Below are 22,708 nucleotides of genomic sequence, written 5' to 3'. Positions count from 1 at the left end.
AGATAACAGTCGATTTAGTAGAAGATGCCAATAATTGCGCAGTGAGCCACAAAGCCCACCATCAACGGTATGGCAGTTCGTTTCACCACATCGAATGGCTGAAGTTTGGCACCACTGGATACGGCGATTATCACCCCCGAAACCGGAGACATACCGCGCCCCATATGAGAAGCCTGCTGCATTGGCAGGATCATCGCAATCGGGTTAACCCCCATGCTGTGTGCAATTTGTGGGATCAATTCCACGAATGCTAAGAATGGTGCGTTACCAGAACCCATAATGATTGCGGCGGCTAAGGTGACTAATGCGAACACAATCGCCATCGCAAACGGCGGTAAGCCAACGGATTCAGCACCAAGGATTAACTGGTCGATTGCGCCACTCACTTTTATCCCGTGAGCAAACACGCCCGCAGCGACTAACAGCCCGACTACGTTACTAAACGCATGTCCCATCCCATTCAAAAAGGTTTGAAAGCCATTACACACTTGCTTGAAGTTACGTACTCGGATGGTTTCCAGTACCATACAAATTGCCATAGCAATCAGTACGATGGTCACAACATCGAGATGAATTCCCTCAAAGAACAGATTGGAAGAGCCGACCGCCATAATGATTGGCAGCATCGGTAAAATGGCATAGTAGCCTGGTACCGATTTGGTTGTTGCTTCTTTGTCGTGAGACTGGACTGCTTTACCGATTTCAGGGACGAAACCCTGTTTACGGTCACAATGACGTTGCCAGAAAATATGGGTAATACCGACCACTAGTACCGTGGCTAATGCCGCAGGCCCTTGGTAGTAAAGGACATATTCAACGACAGACATATCAACGGCTTTCGCACCACGGATAGCATCAATCGCGGTTGGTGTATAAGCAACCCCAAGGGATGTTGCGATAACCCCAGCGGCAGACGCAGGAGATAGCCCCAAACCAATCATAATTGGGAACATCGTACCCATTAACAGCACAGCTAAGCCTGTCGCCGATGGAATAGCTAACTGTAAGATACTCGCTAACAAGAATGAGAAAAATAGCAGCACATAAGGCGAACGCATATTTTTCAGAGGCTTAGTTGCAACACGTACCACGGCTTCGTTGGCACCGATATGATCCATATAGTGAGCAAAACCCATTAATGCCATGATCATCAGACCAAGATCAGCAGCACGGCTACTAAACAGGTCGCGCATCACTTCAAACGGATCAAGCCAAGTAATGCCCGTGGTTGCGACGCTTTTCGGTAGGATCGGACCCCAGCCTAAGGCTAGGGTGAAAATCATCAATGCCAAACCCGCAATTAATAACACGGGTTCAGCTTTGTATCCCTTCAAAATAAAGCGAGCAACCAAAACAACGATAATCAGAACCGTTAGAATTGGGATCATGCTTTAGCTCCTGGCTTGAAACGTTCAGCCGTAATTTGTACCACTTGTTTTAAAACATCACTGGCGGCATACAGGGATTTCACGGGTAGATATTCATAAATCGAGTGGAAGTTATGAGCACCGGTGAAAATATTCGGGCAAGGAAGTCCATTTTGTGAAAGCGCGGCTCCATCATAGCCTCCACGCATTGGGATCACTTTTGGCGTAATACCACAAGCTTCATAAGCGGCGTGGGCAATATCGATTGGGTAACGATTTTCACCTTGCAGGCTGTTGAACACGTTTGAGTAACGGTCAGCTAAAGTGCAAGTGACACTTTCTGGTCCCCATAAGTCTTCACAGTGACCCGCTAATTTTTTCAGGAATGCCATACGAGCGCGGTAGCCCTCTTCGGTAAAGTCACGCACATCCATTTTCAGCACTGTGCGCGCGCTGTTACCGGACATCTGCTTAACCCAGTAATAACCTTCACGGTTTTCGGTATATTCAGGCGCTTCGCCGCCTGGCAGCATCGCGATAAATTTCTGTGCCATTAGCAGGGAGTTCACCAGTTTGCCTTTCGCGGACATTGGGTGAGCTGATTTACCTGTAAAGACGATTTCAACATCCCCCGCGTTCCAGTTTTCGTACACTAACTCGCCAATACCACAGCAATCTAGGGTGTAAGCAAAATCGGCGCCAAATTCTTTTACATCAAACACTTTCGCACCGCGTAGACCTTGTTCTTCATCCGGAACGAAGCCCACTTTGATGTCCCCGTGTTTGATATCTGGGTTTTGTTTAAAGTATTGCAGCATATCCATAATTGAAGCGATAGCCGCTTTATCATCAGCGCCTAACAGGCTGGTACCGTCGGTGACGATGATGTCATCACCAAGGTAATTTTCTAATTCAGGAAACTCGCTTTTACGCAGGTAAATATTGAGTTCTTTGTTCATACAAATATCTTCGCCGTTATAAGGCAAAATTTGTGCTTTGGTATCGTTGGTCTGCTCTGCACTGGTATCTAAGTGACCGAAAAATGCCACTGTAGGCACTTTGTAATCAAGGTTGGAAGGCAGTGTTGCGGTAACGATAGCCGTATCACGCAGTTTGATATCCTGTAAGCCTAAGCCTTCTAACTCTTGAACTAACTGTTTGGCAAGAATGCGCTGGCCTTCAGAGGATGGCATGATGCCTGCGGCGCCTTTTTCCCTATTCGTGGTGGTGTTAATTTTTGTATAAGAAATAAAACGGTCAACAATATTCATTATTCTCATTCTCCAGCATCATCGTGATGCATTATTTTTATACTTTCATTATTGCAATGAAGACAAACATCACTTCATTGCAATATTCTTTTATCATGAATAACGACAAAATAAATATCTGACCAGTTATTTTTTTGACTAAAGACACAGAGTGATTAAAAAAGAAGAATAGAAGTGGCAATGTTTAATTATTAAATTAGAATGTGCATCACAAAATACTCGGGGGAAGATTAATTTATCCGATTGATATAAATGGAGTATTTCAGGTTGATTACCGCTGGTTATATTTAGTGCTAGATATTTATCTTTCCTAACTAAAATTGTTATTTAACGAAGATAATAAAAATTTAAAATTAAGTTATACTATTATCATAATGTCATTGTAGTTTAAAAAACTATTAAAATATTTTTTAAATATTATTAATATTTTAATTCAGCCTGATTAATGACGTATTATTTTAGTTTTTGTGATCAGATTAATATTATTATTTGAAAATAAAAAGTCATATTCTCCAAGTTCCATTTAATGGGAAATATTCTATTCAATATTTCCCATTGAAAAATGAACCATTAACGTCCTAAGTAGCCATCCCAATCTTTCCAAACAGGTTGTAGCCCTGCTTGAACTAAGGCATGGGCGACTTGTGCTGCACTACGGTTATCGTGGGGCGAGAACTGCTCTAGCTCGGTTTTCGAATCCGCATAGCCTCCTGGCTGAGTTTTAGAGCCCGCACTGACACTGTTAATCGCCAGTGGCACCACATGATCCCGAAAATAAGGGGATTCTCGGGTGGACAGCGACAGTTCCACCGTAGGGGCAAGCAAGCGAAATGCACAAATTAGCTGAACCAGCTCCGCATCTCCCATCAGTGAGGCGGGTTCGATTCCTCCTGCGCAAGGGCGCAAGCGTGGAAATGAAATAGAATAGCGGCTCTGCCAATAGTGTTGCTGCATATACAGAAGATGTTCAGCCACCATGTAACAATCCGTTCGCCAGCTACTGGAAAGCCCAATTAATGCCCCCAATCCAATTTTATCAACACCCGCTTGGCCAAGGCGCTCTGGCGTTGCTAATCGCCAATGAAAATCCTGTTTTTTGCCTTTTAAATGATGAAGTTGATAAGTCGGCTCATGGTAGGTTTCTTGGTATACCATCACGCCATCTAATCCTAAGGTTTTCAGCTCGCGATACTCTTCGGTTGATAAAGGCTGAACCTCCATCATGAGCGAACTGAAATAGGAACGGATCACCGGAATATGGCGGCGAAAATAGTCCATTCCGACTTTGGTTTGATGTTCACCCGTCACTAACAGCAAGCTATCAAAACCAATTTGGCGGATGGTTTCACATTCACGAACAATCTCGGCGTCATCGAGGGTTTTGCGCTTAATGCGGTTGCTCATTGAAAACCCGCAATAGGTACAGTCATTGGCACATAAGTTGGAAAGGTATAGAGGAACATAAAACCCAACAGTATGACCAAAACGTTGACGTGTTAGTCGCTGCGCCTTTTGCGCCATCGGTTCGATGTAATGCCGCGCGGCAGGGGAAAGTAGCGCCATAAAATCATCGAGAGTCAAGGTGTCACTCTGTAACGCTTGCTCCACATCCGCGGCGGTTTTGCTATTGATCTGTAATGTGAGGTTGTCCCAATCTAACTGTTCCCAACGCTCCCGAAAGCTTTCAATCATTGCAGCGCCTCCAAAAATTGAGTCAGAGGGCTGGATGCCTCTGCCCGTTGTTTTGGTGCCGCAAGTCCGCTTTGACGAGCGAGCTGTGCCGCTTCAACCGCCATTTTAAAGGCTTGTGCCATCAATACGGGCTGTTTAGCGACAGCGATGGCTGTATTGACTAGTACCGCATCAGCCCCCATTTCAATGGCTTCGGCGGCGTGGCTAGGCGCACCAATTCCAGCATCTACCACCACTGGTACATTGGCTTGTTCGATGATGATTTGCAGCATCTCCTTGGTGACTAAACCTTTATTAGTACCGATAGGTGCACCGAGAGGCATCACCGCCGCGCAGCCCACTTCTTCCAATCGTTTACACAAAACAGGATCTGCGCTGCAATAAGGCAATACCACAAAGCCTTCTTTAACCAGTTGCTCAGCCGCGAGTAACGTTTCGATAGGGTCTGGCAATAAGTAACGGACATCGGGATGGATTTCGAGTTTTACCCAATGAGTGCCTAGCGCTTCACGGGCGAGATGTGCGGCAAAAATAGCCTCTTGGGCATTCTTGGCGCCGGACGTGTTGGGAAGTAACTTAACTCCCAACTCTTGAAGTGGCTGTAAAATACCGTCATCTTGCCCGCGTAAATTAACGCGCTTCATCGCCATGGTCACCAGCTGGCTGCCCGATGCTTGGATGGATTGCTGCATTAATGTTGGATTGGCAAACTTGCCTGTTCCGGTAAATAAACGTGACTGAAAAGTGACATCAGCAATTTTTAACATCATTAACCCCCTGCGATAGCTTGAAACAGCAGAATGTTGTCTTGTTCATTCAAAAAATGGCTCTCCCACTGGCTTTTGGGAATGATTATTTGGTTGATAGCCAGTGCTGAGCCGGATGTACTTTGCCCGAGTTGTGTTAATAGCTGGTGGATGGTTATGGGCGATTCAACCTCCATCGGCTGGTCATTGATTATGATATGCATGTGGCTTCTCGGCAGACGGGACACTGTTTTGATCGAGTCAGTTGCAAGGTATTCCATTGCTGCTGCTTTCCATCAAACAGGCGCAGTTTTCCACTTAACGCAGAGGGTAACCCCACCAGCAATTTGATGGCTTCCAACGCTTGTAACGTCCCAATCACACCTACCACAGGCCCCAACACTCCCGCCGTGCGGCAGTTACGTTGAGGTTCTTCTTGGTCGGGATACAAGCAGGCGTAGCAGCCCGATTGAAAAGGCGGCTCAAGCACCATCAATTGCCCGCCAAAGCCAACAGCACTGCCGCTGACGAGCGGGGTATGACTAATGACGCAAGCGGCATTGACTGCATGGCGAGTGGCCATGTTGTCACAGCAATCCAGCACCAAATCCACCTGTTCCACTAAGGGAAGCAAACTGTCTGCATCCAACTTTTGTTGGAAAATGCGCGTCTTGGTATGGGGATTAAGCTGCTTTAAACGCGCTGCGGCTAGCTGCGCTTTCGACTGGTTAATATCCTGCGTGTCATACAGCACTTGGCGCTGCAAGTTAGATACATGCAGGTCATCATGATCCGCTATCCATAATTCACCGACACCCGCCCCCGCGAGATACAAACTTGCAGGGGAGCCTAGTCCACCTAAACCGACAATCAATACCTTGCTCTGTTTGAGTTTTTGTTGCCCTTCAGGGCTGACATCCTCAAGCAGCAATTGGCGGCTATAACGCATAAATTCGAGATCATTGAGCATGGTCGTTTTCCTTTAAGCGAGCGGTCGATTCAACCAGATCCAGCAATGTTCGCGTTGCACCTTGCCAGTCATCGGCTTGGGTGATGGCACTGACAACCGCCACACTGCCAACGCCAGTGGCAAGCACCGCAGGCACGAGGTTAATGGAGATCCCACCGATGGCCACCGTCGGATAGTCTGGTGTATCGATAACCATCTGCTTTAACGCGTCTAAACCTTGCGGAGAGGAAGGCATCTGCTTGGTTTGGGTTGGAAAAATATGCCCAAGGGCGATATAAGACGGGCGCACGGTTTTGGCAATAGCAACCTCGTGAGGATCATGAGTAGAGATCCCCAACCGTAGCCCCGCTTGGTGAATCGCCACCAAATCAGTGGTTTCCAAATCTTCTTGCCCTAAGTGGACGCCATAGGCGCCCAGCTCTATGGCTAATCGCCAATAGTCATTAATAAATAATCGGGCGTTATGCTGCTTGCCAAGCGCGATTGCTTGCTGGATCTGATCGCGAACTTGGTGGTCTTGCTTATCTTTGATGCGCAATTGCAAGGTGGAAACACCTGCATTTAGCAGGCGTTCAATCCATTCAACAGAATCCACAACCGGATATAGACCGAGGCAGTGCTCGGTCGGTGGAAATGGACTATTTGGGAGCTTAAGCGTTTTGTTCATCACTCACGACCTCAGCAATCTCAGCTCCATGATAGAGTTCGCTACCGTGAGCGCGGAACGCTTCCGACATCTGCTCCATGCCCGCTTCCTTTTGTGCAGCATAGTCACGAACTTCTTGGGAAATCTTCATTGAGCAGAATTTTGGTCCACACATAGAACAGAAGTGGGCGATTTTCCCTGACGCTTGCGGTAAGGTTTCATCGTGATATTTACGTGCCGTTTCTGGATCGAGCGCAAGGTTAAACTGGTCTTCCCAACGGAACTCAAAACGCGCTTTGGACATGGCATTATCACGAATTTGCGCCCCCGGATGCCCTTTCGCGAGGTCAGCGGCGTGGGCTGCAATCTTGTAGGTAATCAGCCCCTGTTTGACGTCTTCTTTGTTCGGTAAGCCAAGGTGCTCTTTTGGCGTTACGTAGCACAGCATCGCACAGCCAAACCAGCCAATCATTGCCGCGCCAATGCCGGAAGTGAAGTGGTCATAGCCCGGTGCGATATCGGTGGTTAGGGGGCCTAAGGTATAGAAGGGCGCTTCATGGCAATGCTCTAGCTCTTCGGTCATATTGCGGCGAATCATCTGCATTGGCACATGTCCCGGACCTTCAATCATCACCTGCACATCGTATTCCCACGCAATTTTGGTTAGCTCACCTAAGGTATGTAACTCTGAGAATTGCGCTTCATCGTTGGCATCTTGCACAGAACCCGGACGTAACCCATCTCCAAGAGACAGCGATACATCATAAGCGGCGCAAATTTCGCAAATTTCACGGAAATGCTCATACAGGAAGTTCTCTTGGTGGTGGGATAAACACCATTTCGCCATGATAGAGCCGCCTCGGGAGACAATGCCGGTCAGGCGTTTCGCCGTCATTGGCACGTAGCGCAGTAAAACGCCAGCATGGATAGTGAAGTAATCCACCCCTTGCTCGGCTTGTTCCAGCAGGGTGTCGCGGAACATTTCCCAAGTGAGGTTTTCAGCAACGCCGTTCACTTTTTCGAGCGCTTGGTAGATAGGCACCGTACCGATTGGCACAGGGCTATTACGTAAAATCCATTCACGGGTTTCGTGAATATAGCGGCCAGTGGATAAATCCATCACCGTATCTGCGCCCCAGCGAGTAGACCAAATTAGTTTTTCCACCTCTTCTTCGATGGATGAAGTCACCGAGGAGTTACCGATATTCGCATTCACTTTCACTAAGAAATTACGCCCGATAATCATCGGTTCAGATTCTGGGTGGTTAATATTGGCAGGAATGATAGCGCGACCCGCAGCCACTTCTTGGCGTACAAATTCCGGCGTAATATTTTCTGGCAAAATCGCTCCAAAGCTTTGCCCCGGATGCTGTTGTCTTAGAACTTCGCTGCGAATACGTTCACGGCCCATATTTTCACGGATGGCGATAAATTCCATTTCGGGAGTCACAATGCCTTGGCGAGCATAATGTAACTGAGTGACGCATTTGCCTGTTTGCGCTTTTAGTGGCGCAGGGCGGTGATTAAAACGTAAGTGATCTAAACCTGCGTCCGCTAAGCGTTGCTGGGTAAAATCGGAGCTGAGATTCTCGACGACAATAGTATCAGCGCGTTCACCAATCCACGGTGCACGGATTTTTTTCAATCCTTTGTGAACGTTGAGTTCAGAGGTCGGGTCGCCGTAAGGGCCTGAAGTGTCATAAACAGGGACGGCCTCGTTATCTTCAAATTTGGGATTATCTTTATCGCCGCCGATAAGCGTTGGAGAGAGCTGGATTTCGCGCATAGGAACTTGGATGTCGTCCCGCGAGCCTTGTAGGTAGATTCGTTCAGAGTTTGGAAATGAAACACCGGAAAGGGTATTGATAAAGTTTTCTGCGGCATCACGCTGCTCTTTTCGAGTGCGTGCTGGCGCAGCTTTAGGGGAAATATCGGTACTCGGTATAACTGCATTATTAGCATTATTGGACATAGCAATTTCCTGACATCGTCACAGGCTATACGGCGTAAAGCGCCAATAGCGGGTTTATCGAAAGAAAGTTGCTTGTCTGGAGTTCGGAGGAGTAATGGTATGGCGTTGCAACAAAAGATCCACCAAAGGCGGGATCGAACGTGCTAGAAGATTACTCTTGTTCCCTTCGCGGGTATTAACCCGATCAGGTTCCGCGGATCCCGAATTAACGGTCTCAGCCTGATGCAAATGCATACTAGGCACTCCGACAAGAGTTAATCAGTATAGAGAGCTTCCTGTGATTCTCAAGCATTTTCCTCGTCATTCTTCGCGCGATAGGTGCGTTGGCTTCACTAAGCTACCCTAGTCACATACTTGTGTATGCTCCTAGAGATATCTTAGTTTGCCGCCTTCCTCTAGCACGAATAATTTAGAGGAACCTTTGAAAGGCAGTTAGTTAAAAACCTAAAAATCCAAAACCTAGAAATTAAGAGTTAAAAGTTAAAACTAGGTTGGCTAAATAGGGGGTTTACAAACTCCACGAATATTGCGGCCAGTGGTTTTCAGTGGCGGCTTGGAGCAGGCGCGGGTCACCGTTGATGATGAACGTCTCATCGGCGAAATGACACATTGGTAGATCATTGGCGGAATCGGTATAGAAATAAATATACGCATCGGTGATTGGCTGATGGGCAATCCACTGAGTTAAACGCTTCACTTTGCCCTCTTTGAAGGTCGGGATACCGTCAATTTCGGTGGTGTAACAGCCATTTGAACGCTTAATATCAATGCCCATCGTGACATCGGCGCCAAGGCGATCTGCTACCTTCTTCACGATAAAGGTGACCGTTGCGGAGATCACAATGATCGGGATCCCTTGGGATCGGTATGAAGCAATTGTGCTTAATGCGTTAGGGTAAATGCGCGGAATGATAATGGTATCCACAAAATCATCTAACCACTCATCGACTTGTTCAGTTTTAAAGCCATCAAGAGTCTGCAAACTAAACTTTAAGTAAGTCACCATATCCAAATTGCCCGCGTTGTATTGCGCCATCATCTCTTTATCGGCTTCGACAAAACGCGGGTCGGTAATGATTTTCTTATCCCATAAATATTGCGTCCAAAGTACGCTGCTATCGCCACGGATCAGGGTATCATCGAGATCAAAAATCGCTAATTTGGTTTGCGTAGATGGGTTTTGCATGGGGTTCCTTTCACTGACTAGCTTATTGTTGATTAGCTTAGAGCTCGAATTTCATTTTTATTAAACATTAACTCAAGGCGTGTGCCTGGCTCAAATAAACGCTCAGATGAGCGGTTGAGCAAGTCCACGGTCATATCCCCCGCAGGCGTGTTCACGCTATAGCGAATAATATTCCCTAAAAGTTGGTGGTCAAGGATCACGGCATCCACAGGTGCCGAAATATGGTTGCCATATTGACGTCCCACTTCGCGAACATAAATGGACTCAGGGCGAATGGCTAGGGTGCCTTGTAAATTCACGCCCAGCATCCCATTGGCTTTTTCAGCGTCCACCAGATTGTAGTGCCCCATAAATCGAGCCACAAATTCAGTAGCTGGCTGAGTATAGATATTTTCCGCAGTATCGCTTTGGATAATTGAGCCTTTGTTCATTAAGAAGATGCGGTCAGACATAATCATCGCTTCGTCCTGGTCGTGGGTGACGAAAATGGTGGTGAGCTTCAGCTCTCGCTGAATTTCACGAATTTGCTGGCGTAAATGTTTACGAATGCGGGCATCAAGGGCGGATAACGGCTCATCGAGGAGTAAAATTTGTGGCTTCATCACCAATGCGCGAGCAAGGGCAACACGCTGGCGCTGACCACCCGAAAGTTGGTGCGGATATTGGTTTTCTTTGCCTTGTAATTCCACCATATCGATGACTTCCGCCACGGCTTTATCTCGCTCAGTGGCGGGCATCTTACGCATTTTCAACCCAAACGCGATGTTTTCAGCCACCGTCATGTTTGGGAAGAGGGCATAGCTTTGAAATACCATGCCCACGCCGCGCTGTTGAGCTGGCTGCTGAGTGATATTCTGGCGGTTGATATACAGCTCCCCGCTGTCAGGTTGTTCAAGCCCCGCGATACAACGCAGTAATGTGGATTTTCCGCAGCCACTTGGCCCCAATAGCGTAATAAATTCCCCTTGTTCAATCGTAAACTGGATATCGGAGAATACTTGGTTCTGACCAAAAGATTTTGTTAGGTTTTCGGCAATAACGTAGCTCATCGTTCATTTCCCTCACGATTCAAGCGCGTTGCTAACCACGTGAGCAACAACGTAAATAGGAAGTAAGACATCACTAGCGCAGAGGTAAAATGTCCGCTAGTTTGGCGCATATTAAACAGATAGATCTGCAAGGTTTCAAAGCGGGTTCCCACTAAGATATTGGCGAATACGAATTCTCCCATTAAGAATGAGAAGGAAATCAGTAAAGAGACCAATAACCCTTTACGGATATTTGGCAGGACTATCATTAAAAAGGCTTTAAAGGTGCTGGCGCCGAGTAGGTGTGCGGCATCCATTAAGTCGTGCAAGTTGATCCCTTGAAAGCTATTCGCCAGCGCGCGGTACATAAATGGCAACGTAATGGTGAAGTAGGTGCCAATTAAGATCCACGGAGTACCGACCAACATGAATGGCTCATCAGCAAAGATTTGCAGTAAACCGACTGAAGAAACCACGGGTGGGATCGCAAAGGGGAGAATAATCAGTAAATCCATCAACCCTTTGAGCTTTGGAAAACGGTAAAAAACGGCAAAAGTCATTGGCAAAATGACCAGTACGCTGATCAGCAATGTGCCAAAACAGATCAGTAGCGATCGCCCAAATGCCATTAAAAAGCGCGGATCTTGCCACAGTTGCAAATACCATTTGATCGAGAGCGCATCAGGCATAATCGTCGCGCCCCACGAGCTCGAAATGGAGTAAATAAAAGTGGCGATAATTGGCAGCGCAAGAATAGCGGCAACGGTGCCGAGAACCATTTTATGAAACAGTAAGCTCGGTGCTTTTGGGCTACGAATATTAGGATTTAGCATGGTAGCTCCGCTTTAATAGCCAGTGGTGGATGGCGGTGATAAACCCGAGGATTGCAATCAGCACAACGGACAGCGCGGCTGCCATATTTGGCTCTAAGAACAGGTCGCCAGAGACCAGGCTGGCAATGCGGATAGTGACCAAGTTGTAGTTACCACTGGTGAGTGCGTAAGTACTGGCATAAGCGCCAACGGCATTGGCAATCAAGATAATAAATGTTCCTAACAGGGCAGGGGAAATGACGGGAATGCCCACTTTCAGCCAGTAGGTTAACTTGCTGGCGCCCATGGTTTTTGCCGCATCTTCCCATTCAGGTTTAAGTGCATCGAATGCAGGATAAAGCAGTAAAATACCAAGCGGGATTTGGAAGTAGATGTACAGCAGCATCAAGCCACTGGCGCTGTAAATATTAAAATCATCAATCCATCCCCACGCTTTAAGTTGCAGGGTAATCGCCCCGTTAAAACCTAAGATAATAATAAATGCGAAAGCTAATGGGACGCCGCTGAAGTTGCTCGCCATGGTGGTAAACGAAATCATGAAATTGCGCACTTTGCCTTGCATCTTATAGATAGAAAATGCCGTTACGCAGGCGATCAACAAGCCAACAACGCTACAAATTAGCGATAGCCATAGGGTGTTTTGAAACGCTTGTAGGTAGAAATCATTGGAGAAAATTTCAACGTAATTTTCAAAAGACCACGCTTCTTCGTAGACAAAACTATTGAATAGCACCCAAATCATCGGGGCGATTTGAAACAGGCAAAACAGCACAATAAACGGCACGATTAACAGTGTGGCGCGCCAGTGAAAACGTACATTGGGCTTGTTAAACATCGTTAAGCCTCTCTCTTGCTGGCGGGGCTGGTCGTTGGCAGGGATATCCGCCATTAGCGACCTCCTGCTAATAAATCATGGCATACAGTTTTGTCTGTGAATGGCGCACCCAGTAACTGGCAAACGGTGCCACAAATCGCCGTTTGCTCCATCGGAACGTCGGGGCGATGAGAGAATGCGCTGCCGATAGTCAACAGCGGAACTGTACACTCTTCTGGTAAAATACCACCGTGGCTACGGTCGTTATTCATCCCGTGGTCGCTGGTGATGATGATTTGGTAGCCTTGCTCTATCCACATCGGTAAGTAATGGGATAAATAAATGTCTGCTTTACGGGCTGCATTGCGATACTGGGGGGAGTCAAATCCAAACTTATGCCCCGCATCATCGATATTCATGGGGTGGATCAGTAAAAAATCGGGGTCGTGCTGGGTGCGTAGATATTCGGCATCCATAAACAGGTGATCATCAGGGTAGTGGTCTGCTTGGTAGAAGCAACCATGCTGAATCGGTAGCTGTTTATCATGGGTAAATCGGTCGCGGTTCGCCTCAAATGGCGCACGGTTATACAGCTCACTGACCCAATAGTACGCTGCCGCTGCCGTGGTTTTTCCGGCTTGGTGAGCCAGTGAAAAGATGCTCTCGAAGTGAGAAAGTCGCACCACATCGTTGTTGACGATGCCACTTTGAACCGGAGGAATGCCCGTCAAAATGCATTCGTACAGCGGGCGAGACATGGATGGGAGCTCACACTCCATTTTATAAAGTGTTGCTCTATCGGCTTTGATAAGACCATTGAGATAGCCCATACATTGATGGGCTACTGAATAACTTAAACCGTCGAGAACAACAAGTATGACTTTTTCAGACATCAGACTGTTGATTCCTAATTGCGATTATTGCTGGTGAATTAATACTTGTTGCTGCCACATTTTCGGTAAATTGCGTGATGACTTTTCCCAGCCTTCGGCATCTTTAATCGGGTGAACATTTTTGTATTGCTCATCTGGCAGTAATTTGGCTTGGATATCCGCAGGCAGTGTCAGATATTGAGCACGAATTGGGCGCGCATAACCTTCTGCAAGGTTGATTTGTCCTTTATCACTGAAGATAAACTCGCGGGCTAATTTCGCGGCATTTGGGTTTTTAGCAAACTTATTGATGATGGTGGTGTAACCGGAGATAACGCTGCCATCGGATGGGATCACCACGATAAAGCGGTCACGGTTGATTTGGTCACGGTAGTTCAGTGCGTTGAAGTCCCATAAAATTCCCACTTCCACTTCGCCTTTTTCGATGTTGGCAACCGTTGGGTCATTGACGGATAAACGCTTTTGTTTGGCTAATTCGCCAAAGAATTCAATGGCAGGCTTCAGGTTATTTTCATCGCCACCACGTGCAAAAGCGGCAGCCAATACAGCGTTGTTGGCTTGTGCAGCAATGCCCACATCCCCAACGGTGACTTTGTATTTTCCTTTAAGTAAATCATCCCAGCTTTTTGGGGCGTCTTTGACTAAGTCTTTATTGATCATAAATGCGATAGTGCCGGTATAAGCCAGCGCCCAATGACCATCTTTATCTTTTGCCCAGTCCGGCACTTGTGACCAAGTGGTCGGCTTGTACGGCTGAGTCACGCCTTTTTGCACAGCAACAGGGCCGAAAGATGCGCCGACATCACCGATATCTGCGGTGGCGTTATTTTTTTCAGCGGCAAACTTTGCAATTTCCTGCGCAGAGCTCATGTCTGTATCTTGATGTTTTAAACCGTATTCTGTCGATAAATCCTGCCATGTGCCTTTCCAGTTCGCCCATGTATCAGGCATCCCGACGCTATAAACTTGGCCTTCTTTCTTTGCAGCTTCGATAAGTTGGGTTAAATCGCTGTCAGCCGCAAATGCCATTTGAGACGCACTGAGTGACAGTAAAATTGCAGGTACGATAGCTTTCATCTTGTTTCTCTCTATAAGAGTCGCCGTATTGGTTAGTTGGCATGCTAATTATTTGAGATGACAATGAATTGACAGTTGTGTGACACTTTTTAGATGCGGTGACTTTTAAATGTCTAAAAAGTGTCAAAATCGTGAAAGGGTAGTGACGAATCAAACGGTTGTATGACAATCTATAAAACAAGCGTATCTTTAACCGCAACTCAGCGTGCTGAAATAGAGAAACAGAATGAATAAACACACATTAGCAGGAACCGAAAGCGGCTGGTGGTTTGTCTGCTTTGCGGGGCGGTTATGGTTGCCCCAAGGTGATGTACCAAGAGGTGCTGCACAGCAGTTTGGGTTAACGGGAAAACTCGCGACTCCGATCGGTGAGTGGCAAGGGGAAATTGTCTGGCTGATTGCTGAAAAAATGTCATCGGATATGGCTTCGCCTCGCGTGGTCGCTTCTCAAGATGAAGGGCTATTTCGCCTCGCAGGGCGTGGTGTACAGCTCGCGGAATTTTATCGCTCTCATCGTTATTGTGGATATTGCGGAACGGCGATGCGCCATAGTTCAACGGAGTGGGCATGTCTGTGCGACCACTGCCATGAACGTTATTATCCACAAATTGCCCCATGCATTATCGTCGGTATTCGCCGCGATGATCATATTTTGCTGGCACAACATCGTCGCCATTCACAAAATCCGCTGTTCACGGTGCTGGCAGGTTTTGTGGAAGTGGGGGAAACCTTAGAAGAGGCGGTGGCTCGCGAAGTGATGGAAGAGAGCCATATAAAAGTACGCAATATTCGTTATGTCTCTTCCCAGCCTTGGCCATTCCCACACTCGTTGATGATGGGCTTTTTAGCGGATTATGATAGTGGGGACATTCAAGTAGATCCTAAAGAGTTAGTGAGCGCTAACTGGTATCACTATAATGATCTGCCGCTGATCCCGCCGGGAGATACGATTGCTCGGCGATTAATTGAAGATAGCGTGGTGTTATGTCGTCAATTTGATGAAGATAACCACTAATTGCGCTGGCGCTGATATTGTTTCCCTTTACTGGTATAATATGGCGCCTTAGCCATTTGCGGCGGCCACAATAATAATGGAGTAAATAATGACTGAGTTGAAAAATGACCGCTATCTACGTGCGTTGCTACGCCAGCCTGTAGATGTGACCCCAGTATGGATGATGCGTCAAGCAGGGCGTTACCTACCAGAATATAAAGCAACTCGTGCAGAAGCTGGTGATTTTATTGCTTTGTGCAAAAATACTGAGTTAGCGTGTGAAGTCACGTTACAACCACTTCGTCGTTTTCCATTAGACGCCGCAATTTTATTCTCTGATATTCTAACCATTCCTGATGCGATGGGGCTGGGGCTCTATTTCGAAACAGGGGAAGGCCCTCGTTTTGAAAGACCAGTAGCAAGCGCTGCCGATGTTAAAAATATCCCAATTCTCGATCCAGAAATGGAACTGGGCTATGTAATGGACGCCGTTCGTGCCATTCGTAAAGCCTTAAATGGTGATGTGCCACTGATTGGTTTCTCGGGTAGCCCGTGGACATTAGCGACCTATATGGTTGAAGGTGGCAGCAGCAAAGCGTTCACTAAAATCAAAAAAATGATGTATGAAGATCCAAAGACGCTGCATTTGCTGCTGGATAAGCTGGCGGATAGTGTGATTTTGTATCTGAATGCTCAAGTACGTGCGGGGGCGCAATCCCTGATGATTTTTGATACGTGGGGCGGCGTATTAACTAAGCGTGATTATCTGGAATTCTCCCTGCGCTACATGCACAAAATTGTCGATGGTTTAATCCGTGAAAATGACAGCCGTCGTGTGCCTGTGACCCTGTTTACTAAAGGTGGCGGTCAGTGGTTAGAAGAGATGGCGGCAACAGGTTGTGATGCGCTAGGTTTGGATTGGACGACCGAAATTGCGGATGCTCGTCGCCGTGTTGGTGACAAAGTGGCGCTGCAAGGCAATATGGATCCTTCAATGTTATATGCGCCACCTGCGCGTATTGAGCAAGAAGTACAGCATATTTTAGCTGGCTTTGGTCAAGGTGAAGGGCATGTCTTCAATTTAGGTCATGGTATTCATCAAGATGTAGCGCCTGAACATGCGGGTGCATTTGTGGACGCGGTTCACCGTTTCTCTCGTCAATATCACCAATAGTCTTTCATTCCCAATAGCGGCGTCACTTTGCAGTGATTTGCCGCTATTTGTGCCTCTGATTTAAGCGATGTATTTACAGGATCTTGTAAGTGCATCATTATCATCTATGATTAATCCTTATTAATAATGGTTCCATGATGGCAATTGATACTCAGCAGTTGCGACAACAGCAGGTAGAGCTAGCTCAACAAGTCATTCTGAATGATGAGTTTGTCCCGCCGCGTTTTATTGGTGGTGCGGATGTCGGTTTTGAGCAAGACGGTACTGTGACTCGCGCGGTAATTGTGGTGCTTTCATGGCCTGAGCTGCAATTGGTGGAGTATCAAATCGCACGGATCCCAACTCAGTTACCCTATATACCCGGGTTGCTCTCGTTTCGTGAAGTCCCAGGATTAATGGCTGCATGGGAAAGAATTCAACAAAAGCCCGACTTAGTGCTGGTGGATGGTCAAGGTATTGCTCATCCGCGGCGTTTTGGGGTGGCTTGTCATTTTGGATTATTGGCCGATGTAGCGACGATAGGGGTAGCAAAAAGCCGTTTATGTGGTGATGTTGTCGAACTCAATGCTGAACCTGAAAGTGTCGAAATGTTGAAAGCGGCTCAAGAGCAATTAGGGTGGGTTTATCGCAGTAAGAAACGCTGTAATCCTTTATATCTTTCTCCGGGTCACAAAGTCAGTTTTATTTCCTCGCTAGAGTGGGTAAAACGGTGTATTCAGGGGTATAGATTGCCAGAACCGACCCGTTTTGCTGATGGAATCGCTTCGAATCGCACATTTTTTAAGCGAATGAATGAGAAAATTGGCTAATTATCAGCAAAATATGTGGCATTGGCAGATTTTCAGGTAAACTGCGAAGTATTGAGATTGATGAGTCAGAAATTATGTTAAGAAATCCTATTCATTTGAGGTTAGAGAAACTAGAAAGCTGGCAGCATATGACCTTCATGGCATCCCTGTGCGAGAGAATGTATCCTAATTATCAAATGTTTTGCCAGCAAACTGAATTTGCTGATGCGAAGGTTTATCGTGCCATCCTTGATTTAGTTTGGGAAACCTTGGTTATCAAAGATAGCAAAGTCAATTTCGACAATCAGTTAGAGAAGTTAGAAGAAATTATTCCAGTCGCCGATGACTTCGATATGTACGGTGTTTATCCCGCTATCGACGCTTGTATTGCTTTAGGTGAACTCATTCATGCAAAACTGAGTGGTGAAACCCTGGAGCACGCAATCTTAGTCAGTGAAGCATCGATTCGTACTGTTGCTATGCTTGAAATGACTCAAGCAGGGCGTGAAATGACCGATGAAGAGCTAAAAGTGGTGCCTGCTGTGGAAGAAGAGTGGGACATTCAATGGGACATTTTCCGCTTATTAGCCGCTTGCGAAGAACGAGACTTAGAGTTAATTAAAGGATTAAAATCTGACCTCCGCGAAGCGGGTGTCAGCAATATCGGCATTACTGTCGCGTAAATTTTGCACTTTTAAACGCGAAAACGTGACTTAAAGCAGTAATGCTGTGTACTAAGACTTCACATTTACCCCTACTCTGTTCTACATTTAGGGGCGAGAAGAAGTGGCTATCGGGGGCGTGTATCAGGGGCTGTCTATCTGGCATATCCGACGCACTCGATGCTTTGCAAACGATAAACACACTGTGTAAGGATAATTTATGAACAAGACTGAATTAGTTGATGCTATCGCAGAATCAGCAGATCTGACTAAAACTCAAGCTAAAGCAGCTTTAGAAGCAACTCTGAGCGCAATTTCAGATTCTCTGAAAAGCGGCGAAGCAGTACAACTGGTCGGTTTCGGTACTTTTAAAGTTAGCCACCGTGCAGCTCGTACCGGTCGTAACCCACAAACTAAAGCAGAAATCCAAATTCCTGCAACAACTGTACCAGCATTCTCTGCCGGTAAAGCACTGAAAGACGCTGTAAAATAAGTACATTGTCTACGAGAATTATCAGAGGGGGTATGAAGTTACCCCTTTTGTTTATTCGCCAAAGGTTGCTGGTGTTGGGAGCAGTCTCAATACTAAGCGCCTGTTCTTCTAATTCGCCTCGACTCCCTGAGTTTAGTGCCAGCGGATTTATTGCCGATGAAGGCGTAATCCGAATGTGGAGACTGAATGATGCGAAGAGTCAGCCGTTGGTCTTAATGGTGGTGTATAGCCCCTATAAAAGAACCGACACCTCCGTCAATTTCTTTGAATATCGTGATGGCAAATTGTGGCAAATCCGCAGCCAAGTCCTCAATCAAGGGGATAACAACATCACGGAACAACTGCGCTTTAGTAAAGATAATGAAATTGTGTTTATGCAGCGCGCGCAAAATAATATCAAAACCCCGCTTTCCTCTGATGAAATTAATCGTTGGCGCTTTGAAGCCGACCGTATCTTGAATATTAATACCGCACTGATTGTGGGTGGCGTAGAGCTACATCAAGGGTATTGGAAGCAAGGTAAAATCACCACTTGTGATGGTGAAAAGCGCGATGTTACTTTCGAACCGTATGCACAGAAATGGCTAGATGATAGAGCCAAAGTCTGGACGAAAGAGCTGAATTTGGCGTGGCTGGAGTCGCCAGAGGGGAGTCAGCTTTTGATGGTGGCGGATACTAATTTTTGCAGCTGGCAACCTTCTAAAGATTCTTTGTAGGTCACCGCTCGTCGTCTTTCAAATCCTAGCGTTGTTGGCTTCGGTGACTTAACTCAGTCATATAGTTATCTATGCTCCTGGGCATAAGTAACCTTGCCGCCTAGCTATGCTTCGAAATACTTAGAGCCATTGGTGGTGTGAAGGTCAAAGGCAAAAAGTAAACAGCAAAAATTCAAAAGTAAAAAGCTGATAAAAGTTTCCTCTTATCAGCTTGTGGGTTACTTGCTTCTATTATTTGTTCTATTACTTAATACGAGCGATGGCACGGTAGCCGATATCGTTGCGATAGAAGCTGCCAGACCAATTGATAGTCTTGGCAACTTCATACGCTTTAGCTTGGGCTTTTGCGATGTCATTACCTAACGCAGTGACACACAGAACGCGTCCGCCAGCAGTGACGACCTCACCTGCTTGGTTTAGTTTGGTACCTGCATGGAACACTTTGCTATCAGTCGCTTCTGAGGTTGGGAGACCCGAAATCACATCACCATTGCGATAATCACCTGGATATCCACCTGCCGCAATCACGATACCTAGCGCTGGACGTTCATCCCACAGGGAATCTTTACCTGCGAGTTCGCCTTTAGCACCCGCTAAACACAGAGCGACTAAATCAGATTGTAAGCGCATCATAATTGGCTGAGTTTCTGGGTCGCCAAAACGGCAGTTAAACTCGATAACTTTCGGATTGCCCGCTTTATCAATCATCAAACCTGCATATAAGAAACCTTGGTAACGGTTCCCTTCTTGATCCATCCCTTTAACGGTCGGATAAATGACTTGCTCCATAACACGCTGATGAACCGTATCTGTCACCACTGGCGCTGGGGAATATGCACCCATACCGCCAGTGTTTAAGCCAGTATCTCTATCGCCAACACGTTTATGGTCTTGGCTGGTTGCCATCGGAATGACATTCTCGCCATCCACCATGACGATGAAACTTGCTTCTTCGCCATCAAGGAACTCTTCGATAACGATGCGATGGCCCGCATCACCGAATGCATTGCCAGCCAGCATATCATGGACGGCATCTTTAGCTTCTTGCAGCGTCATCGCCACAATCACGCCTTTACCAGCAGCCAAACCATCAGCTTTGATAACGATAGGTGCGCCGACTTTATCTAAATAAGCCAAAGCAGGCTCAATTTCCGTAAAGTTTTCATAAGCTGCAGTCGGAATATTGTGACGCGCTAAGAAATCTTTGGTGAACGCTTTAGAACCTTCTAACTGCGCAGCACCTTGAGTTGGTCCAAAAATGGTTAAACCAGCCTGTTTGAATGCATTGACCACACCGATAACTAATGGTGCCTCTGGGCCTACGATGGTTAAACCGATTTGCTTGTCTTTGGCAAATTGCAGTAAACCATCAATGTCAGTTGCTGAGATATCGACATTTTCCAGAGCAGGTTCCAGTGCAGTACCCGCGTTACCCGGTGCAACATACACTTTATCTGCTAATGGAGACTGTGCGGCTTTCCATGCTAAAGCGTGCTCACGACCACCACCACCAATAATCAGTATATTCATAGAAACCCCTAGCAATTAGTGACGGAAATGACGCATGTTAGTGAAGATCATTGCGATGCCATGTTCATTGGCAGCGGCAATTACTTCATCATCACGAATAGATCCACCTGGTTGAATAACGCAAGTAACGCCTACAGAGGCAGCTGCATCGATGCCATCGCGGAATGGGAAGAATGCATCGGATGCCATTGCACAGCCTGCGACTTCTAAACCTTCATCAGCGGCTTTGATCCCAGCAATCTTAGCAGAGTACACACGGCTCATTTGGCCTGCACCAATACCGATAGTCATGTCATTCTTCGAATAAACAATCGCATTTGATTTTACGAATTTAGCCACTTTCCAGCAGAACAGCGCATCTTTTAATTCACGCTCAGTTGGCTGGCGTGTGGTCACGACGCGTAAATCTTCCGCTTCGACCATACCTAAGTCTCGGTCTTGAACCAATAAACCGCCATTCACACGTTTGAAATCTAAACCTGCAACTGGCTTGCTCCATTCACCACACACCAGAACGCGTACGTTTTGCTTGGTAGATAAAGAAGGTAATGCATCTTCAGCAATAGAAGGGGCAATAATCACTTCAACAAATTGGCGTTCAATGATGGCTTCTGCGGTGGCTTTATCTAATTGGCGGTTAAACGCAATGATGCCACCGAATGCTGAGGTTGGGTCAGTCTTGAATGCTTTATCATAAGCGGTATGGATATTGTCACCAATAGCAATGCCACAAGGGTTAGCATGCTTAACAATAACGCAGGCAGGCTCATCGAAAGATTTAACACACTCAAGAGCGGCATCAGTGTCTGCGATATTATTATAAGAAAGTGCTTTACCTTGAATTTGGTTCGCAGTGGCAATCGACGCTTCTTTTGGATTTTCTTCTATATAGAAAGCGGCATCTTGATGGCTGTTTTCGCCATAGCGCATATCTTGCTTCTTAATGAAGTTTAAATTCAGGGTACGAGGGAAACGACCTGATGGCTGAGTAGTATCACCGTGATATGGCGCGACCAGTTCACCAAAGTAGTTAGCAATCATGCTGTCATAAGCTGCGGTGTGCTCAAATGCTTTAATGGCTAAGTCAAAACGTGTTGACCAGTTCAGGGAGTTTTCGTGGTTATCCATCTCTTCGATGATTTTGTCATAGTCATTACTGTTAACCACGATAGCCACGTCTTTATGGTTCTTGGCTGCGGAGCGAACCATCGTTGGACCGCCAATATCGATATTCTCAACAGCATCTTCTAATGTGCAGTTTGGTTTTGCGACGGTTTGAGCAAATGGATAAAGGTTTACAACCACCATATCAATAGGTGCAATGTCATGCTGCTGCATGATGGCATCATCTTTACCGCGACGACCTAAGATCCCACCGTGAACTTTCGGGTGCAAAGTCTTAACTCGACCATCCATCATTTCAGGAAAACCTGTGTAATCTGAAACTTCAGTGACCTTAAGGCCTTGCTCTGCTAGTAATTTAGCGGTTCCACCGGTAGAAAGCAGTTCAACACCACGGTGAGAAAGCGCCTTAGCGAATTCAACAACCCCTGTTTTATCAGACACACTAAGCAGGGCACGGCGAATAGGACGAAGCTGTTGCATGAGATAGATCCCTTGGATTTGGATAAAGAAGCAATATCTATATATAAGTCACTAACAATTTCAGAGCATCAAAATAAAATCAATGCCGAATTTTCGCGCCAATTGTAGCGCAAACGTTTGCGTAATGCGCGAACTATTTTCACTATTTTTTCAGTCTGTGGATAAATCTGTGTGTAAGTGAGTATAAATAGGGGTTTTGCTGTGGAATGCAGCAGTTGAACTAAAAACCGTAAAAAATCTTAAAAAAAGGG

At 46.4% G+C, this 22,708-nt stretch carries 22 protein-coding genes and 1 riboswitch; of the genes, 6 read left to right on the top strand and 16 right to left on the bottom strand.

Translation table 11 applies throughout. The features are described from left to right. Positions 1-14: 14 nt before the first annotated feature. From dcuC to PR799_RS17225, 14 genes are all read right to left on the bottom strand, one after another. Positions 15-1,388 (bottom strand): C4-dicarboxylate transporter DcuC, encoded by a 1,374-nt coding sequence (dcuC, locus tag PR799_RS17290; RefSeq protein WP_154626055.1) that lies wholly within the window; start codon positions 1,386-1,388, stop codon positions 15-17. Continuing rightward, positions 1,385-2,638, bottom strand: coding sequence for a peptidase T (pepT, locus tag PR799_RS17285; protein ID WP_272523036.1), 1,254 nt, complete (start codon positions 2,636-2,638; stop codon positions 1,385-1,387). The genes dcuC and pepT overlap by 4 nt, the downstream gene beginning before the upstream one ends. Positions 2,639-3,208: 570 nt before the next feature. Beyond that, positions 3,209-4,330, bottom strand: a complete 1,122-nt coding sequence (gene thiH / locus PR799_RS17280; protein ID WP_154626059.1) for a 2-iminoacetate synthase ThiH — start codon at positions 4,328-4,330, stop codon at positions 3,209-3,211. Next, the gene (locus PR799_RS17275; RefSeq protein WP_154626093.1) at positions 4,327-5,097 is read right to left on the bottom strand and encodes a thiazole synthase; all 771 of its coding nucleotides are present in this window, start codon (positions 5,095-5,097) and stop codon (positions 4,327-4,329) included. The genes thiH and PR799_RS17275 overlap by 4 nt, the downstream gene beginning before the upstream one ends. 2 nt (positions 5,098-5,099) lie before the next feature. Next, complete coding sequence (gene thiS / locus PR799_RS17270) at positions 5,100-5,300, bottom strand: sulfur carrier protein ThiS (RefSeq protein WP_272523034.1); 201 nt, start codon at positions 5,298-5,300, stop codon at positions 5,100-5,102. Next, positions 5,288-6,046 carry a HesA/MoeB/ThiF family protein gene (locus tag PR799_RS17265; protein WP_154626063.1) on the bottom strand — a complete coding sequence of 253 codons (759 nt, stop codon included), beginning with the start codon at positions 6,044-6,046 and terminating at the stop codon, positions 5,288-5,290. The genes thiS and PR799_RS17265 overlap by 13 nt, the downstream gene beginning before the upstream one ends. Next, positions 6,036-6,713 carry a thiamine phosphate synthase gene (thiE, locus tag PR799_RS17260; RefSeq protein ID WP_272523031.1) on the bottom strand — a complete coding sequence of 226 codons (678 nt, stop codon included), beginning with the start codon at positions 6,711-6,713 and terminating at the stop codon, positions 6,036-6,038. The genes PR799_RS17265 and thiE overlap by 11 nt, the downstream gene beginning before the upstream one ends. Continuing rightward, positions 6,697-8,664, bottom strand: coding sequence for a phosphomethylpyrimidine synthase ThiC (gene thiC, locus PR799_RS17255; protein WP_272523028.1), 1,968 nt, complete (start codon positions 8,662-8,664; stop codon positions 6,697-6,699). Before thiC ends, thiE begins: the two co-directional genes overlap by 17 nt. A gap of 144 nt (positions 8,665-8,808) precedes the next feature. Beyond that, positions 8,809-8,921: riboswitch (TPP riboswitch) on the bottom strand. 251 nt (positions 8,922-9,172) lie between these two features. After that, a complete protein-coding gene (locus PR799_RS17250) occupies positions 9,173-9,850 on the bottom strand; it encodes an HAD family hydrolase (protein WP_154626069.1) in 678 nt (225 codons plus the stop codon). Between the two features lie 32 nt (positions 9,851-9,882). Beyond that, positions 9,883-10,899 (bottom strand): ABC transporter ATP-binding protein, encoded by a 1,017-nt coding sequence (locus PR799_RS17245; RefSeq protein WP_154626071.1) that lies wholly within the window; start codon positions 10,897-10,899, stop codon positions 9,883-9,885. Beyond that, positions 10,896-11,711 (bottom strand): ABC transporter permease, encoded by an 816-nt coding sequence (locus PR799_RS17240; protein ID WP_154603139.1) that lies wholly within the window; start codon positions 11,709-11,711, stop codon positions 10,896-10,898. Before PR799_RS17240 ends, PR799_RS17245 begins: the two co-directional genes overlap by 4 nt. Further along, positions 11,698-12,600, bottom strand: coding sequence for an ABC transporter permease (locus PR799_RS17235; protein WP_272523025.1), 903 nt, complete (start codon positions 12,598-12,600; stop codon positions 11,698-11,700). The genes PR799_RS17240 and PR799_RS17235 overlap by 14 nt, the downstream gene beginning before the upstream one ends. Next, entirely contained in the window at positions 12,600-13,418 is an 819-nt protein-coding gene (locus tag PR799_RS17230) for an alkaline phosphatase family protein (RefSeq protein WP_272523022.1), read from the bottom strand. The genes PR799_RS17235 and PR799_RS17230 overlap by 1 nt, the downstream gene beginning before the upstream one ends. 24 nt (positions 13,419-13,442) lie before the next feature. Beyond that, positions 13,443-14,495, bottom strand: coding sequence for an ABC transporter substrate-binding protein (locus PR799_RS17225; protein ID WP_154626077.1), 1,053 nt, complete (start codon positions 14,493-14,495; stop codon positions 13,443-13,445). Between the two features lie 226 nt (positions 14,496-14,721). Here PR799_RS17225 and nudC point away from each other — a divergent pair, with 226 nt between their 5' ends. The 6 genes from nudC (at position 14,722) to PR799_RS17195 (ending at position 19,322) form a co-directional block, all read left to right on the top strand. Beyond that, positions 14,722-15,510 (top strand): NAD(+) diphosphatase, encoded by a 789-nt coding sequence (gene nudC / locus PR799_RS17220; RefSeq protein ID WP_154626079.1) that lies wholly within the window; start codon positions 14,722-14,724, stop codon positions 15,508-15,510. 88 nt (positions 15,511-15,598) lie between these two features. Beyond that, positions 15,599-16,663, top strand: coding sequence for a uroporphyrinogen decarboxylase (gene hemE, locus PR799_RS17215; RefSeq protein WP_272523019.1), 1,065 nt, complete (start codon positions 15,599-15,601; stop codon positions 16,661-16,663). Between the two features lie 137 nt (positions 16,664-16,800). Then, positions 16,801-17,472 carry a deoxyribonuclease V gene (gene nfi / locus PR799_RS17210; RefSeq protein ID WP_154626083.1) on the top strand — a complete coding sequence of 224 codons (672 nt, stop codon included), beginning with the start codon at positions 16,801-16,803 and terminating at the stop codon, positions 17,470-17,472. A gap of 74 nt (positions 17,473-17,546) precedes the next feature. Continuing rightward, complete coding sequence (locus PR799_RS17205) at positions 17,547-18,134, top strand: YjaG family protein (RefSeq protein ID WP_036953566.1); 588 nt, start codon at positions 17,547-17,549, stop codon at positions 18,132-18,134. A gap of 199 nt (positions 18,135-18,333) precedes the next feature. Continuing rightward, positions 18,334-18,606 carry an HU family DNA-binding protein gene (locus tag PR799_RS17200; RefSeq protein WP_006657071.1) on the top strand — a complete coding sequence of 91 codons (273 nt, stop codon included), beginning with the start codon at positions 18,334-18,336 and terminating at the stop codon, positions 18,604-18,606. Between the two features lie 32 nt (positions 18,607-18,638). Beyond that, the gene (locus tag PR799_RS17195; RefSeq protein WP_154626085.1) at positions 18,639-19,322 is read left to right on the top strand and encodes a DUF1481 domain-containing protein; all 684 of its coding nucleotides are present in this window, start codon (positions 18,639-18,641) and stop codon (positions 19,320-19,322) included. 243 nt (positions 19,323-19,565) lie between these two features. Here PR799_RS17195 and purD read toward each other — a convergent pair whose 3' ends face one another. Beyond that, a complete protein-coding gene (gene purD / locus PR799_RS17190) occupies positions 19,566-20,852 on the bottom strand; it encodes a phosphoribosylamine--glycine ligase (RefSeq protein ID WP_154626087.1) in 1,287 nt (428 codons plus the stop codon). Between the two features lie 15 nt (positions 20,853-20,867). Beyond that, positions 20,868-22,457 (bottom strand): bifunctional phosphoribosylaminoimidazolecarboxamide formyltransferase/IMP cyclohydrolase, encoded by a 1,590-nt coding sequence (purH, locus tag PR799_RS17185; protein ID WP_272523018.1) that lies wholly within the window; start codon positions 22,455-22,457, stop codon positions 20,868-20,870. Between the last annotated feature and the right edge of the window lie 251 nt (positions 22,458-22,708).

Origin of the sequence: Providencia sp. PROV202 (assembly GCF_028479565.1) — a bacterium.
In the GTDB taxonomy this organism is placed as follows: Bacteria; Pseudomonadota; Gammaproteobacteria; order Enterobacterales; family Enterobacteriaceae; genus Providencia; species Providencia zhijiangensis.
This window is presented reverse-complemented; position numbering and strand designations above follow the sequence as displayed.